The organism is Pseudoalteromonas sp. SIMBA_162 (genome assembly GCF_046535955.1).
Taxonomy (GTDB): Bacteria; Pseudomonadota; Gammaproteobacteria; order Enterobacterales; family Alteromonadaceae; genus Pseudoalteromonas; species Pseudoalteromonas marina.
The window spans coordinates 1-302 of the sequence record NZ_JAWJBQ010000210.1 but is presented as its reverse complement, the minus strand read 5'-3'; the positions used below and the strand labels follow the sequence as shown (position 1 = coordinate 302).

Below are 302 nucleotides of genomic sequence, written 5' to 3'. Positions count from 1 at the left end.
CAGTCTGGCCCTGCACGCGCCGTCGCAAATTGTCGCCGCGAGTAAATCTCGCGCCGATCAACTGGGTGCCAGCGTGGTGGTGTCGATGGTAGAACGACGCGGCGTCGAAGCCTGTAAAGCGGCGGTGCACAATGTTCTCGCGCAACGCGTCAGTGGGCTGATCATTAACTATCCGCTGGATGACCAGGATGCCATTGCTGTGGAAGCTGCCTGCACTAATGTTCCGGCGTTATTTCTTGATGTCTCTGACCAGACACCCATCAACAGTATTATTTTCTCCCATGAAGACGGTACGCGACTGG

At 56.0% G+C, this 302-nt stretch carries 1 pseudogene; it reads left to right on the top strand.

Features of this window, described 5'->3' with window-relative positions:
* Window positions 1-302, top strand: a pseudogene (lacI, locus tag R0J88_RS19405) (DNA-binding transcriptional repressor LacI); the annotation flags it as partial.